Source organism: Streptococcus parasanguinis, assembly GCF_001069785.1.
Lineage (GTDB): Bacteria > Bacillota > Bacilli > Lactobacillales > Streptococcaceae > Streptococcus > Streptococcus parasanguinis_T.
On sequence record NZ_JVSR01000064.1, the window covers coordinates 2,800 to 4,396 of the forward strand.

Genomic DNA, 1,597 nt, shown 5'->3' on the forward strand with positions numbered 1-1,597 from the left:
CGACAATCCAAAAATAATTGAGAGGCTAGGACTTTTGTCCCAGCCTCTTTTTTGACCATTCACGACGATTTTCTGACCGATTCTGACAGAGAGCTACAAAGACTGTCCCTTTGAAGTATACTGTACACAAGATCAATAAGAAAAGAGGGATCCTATGTTTCAGGTAGCATCTATTACAAAATCATTTAAGGAGAAAGCTGTATTAAAGGGAGTGTCTTTTTCGATAGAAGAAGGAGACAAAATTGCCTTGCTGGGAAATAATGGAGCAGGAAAAAGCACCCTGTTCAACATTATCGCTGGGCAGCTCCAGGCCGATTCGGGAACGATAAAGACTTCGCTTGATTTTCAAAGAGAAATTGGGATGATGCCTCAGGGGGATCTGCTCATCGAGGATCTAACCGTCGCTGAATTCGTCGAATTAAAAAGCCGGATGAATCAGCTGAAGCAGGCTGATATCAATGGACTCTTAGAGATGGTCGAATTGAGAGGCTCAAAAGAGCAGATGGTGGGAAGTCTTTCTGGTGGTCAAAAGAGACGCTTGTCCTTGTTGTTAACCATTTTGAATCATCCAAGGTTGATTTTTTTAGATGAGCCAACGACTGGTATGGACTTGGAAGCAGTGGATAATTTTTGGAAATTGCTGGAGCAGCAAGAGTTTACATCTGTTGTGGTGACCCATGATTTTAACCAAATTGATGCCTTTTTTACAAAAGTCTTGATTTTAAAAGATGGTCGAATTGCTGCCGCAAAAGCTGTTGAGGACATTCACCAGGCTGGTCAAACCATTGAGCAGTATTTCCGAGAAGAGATGAATAAAGGAGGGGAACAAGCATGAGAAAGATTCAATTAAAACAAGTTTTACGAAATAAGCGCTTTGTATTATTTACCATTATTTTACCCATAGGCTGGTATATCTTCTTTTATCAGCTTCAAAAAGGGGTTTCGCCAAGTATTTTATTAGGCATTGCCGTATTTATCGGGGTCATTGGCAATAGCCTTGCAACTTTTAGTAAGCGAATCGCCTCAGATATTGGCTTTTATTCTTTTGAATCCCACTTTACAAGATATAGTGTCAAGAACTATTTATGGGATCAATCGATCGTGCAACTGATTCTGAACAGCTTGATCTTTTTAGCAGTACTAGTAGTTGCTGTTCTAGGTTTTCACTTTCCAGTGACGACTAGCCTGTTGGTACAATTTTTCCTCTTATCCTTGATGGGGATCTACTTTAGCGTGATTGGCTTTGTTCTTGGGGTCAGGATAGATGCCAAGACGATTGATACCATTGGCTTTCCTATCATTATTTTGGCAGCCATGACCATTATTCCCTTTGATACGCTTGGCGCAAGTGGCGGATTTATGGACTTGGTTGGCAAGCTACAACGGGCTTTCCCAGGTTATTATTATACAAAGCTGATCCAAGATTTGACGGAGAAACAAACGATTGATGCTACCCAATTAGCGCTCTTTGTTGCCGTATTTGGAGTGAATTTGCTATTTTTCTATCTGCTCGTACCCAAAGGAAAAATGGGGAACTAAGAGCAGTTAAAAAGAGGCTGGGACAAAAGTCCTAGCCTCTCAATTGTTTTTGGATTGT

Annotated in this window: 2 protein-coding genes; both read left to right on the plus strand. The window is 40.8% G+C overall.

Features of this window, described 5'->3' with window-relative positions; translation table 11 throughout:
• Nucleotides 1-154 precede the first annotated feature (154 nt).
• A complete protein-coding gene (locus tag ADG03_RS05205) occupies nt 155-835 on the plus strand; it encodes an ABC transporter ATP-binding protein (protein WP_049472602.1) in 681 nt (226 codons plus the stop codon).
• Nucleotides 832-1,539, plus strand: a complete 708-nt coding sequence (locus tag ADG03_RS05210; RefSeq protein WP_049472603.1) for a hypothetical protein — start codon at nt 832-834, stop codon at nt 1,537-1,539. Before ADG03_RS05205 ends, ADG03_RS05210 begins: the two co-directional genes overlap by 4 nt.
• The last annotated feature ends 58 nt before the right edge of the window (nt 1,540-1,597 follow it).

What these genes read in the sequence shown, in the direction of transcription:
- ADG03_RS05205 (WP_049472602.1), top strand. Translation starts at nt 155, where the DNA reads ATGTTTCAGGTAGCATCTATTACAAAATCATTTAAGGAGAAAGCTGTA.
- ADG03_RS05210 (WP_049472603.1), top strand. Translation starts at nt 832, where the DNA reads ATGAGAAAGATTCAATTAAAACAAGTTTTACGAAATAAGCGCTTTGTA.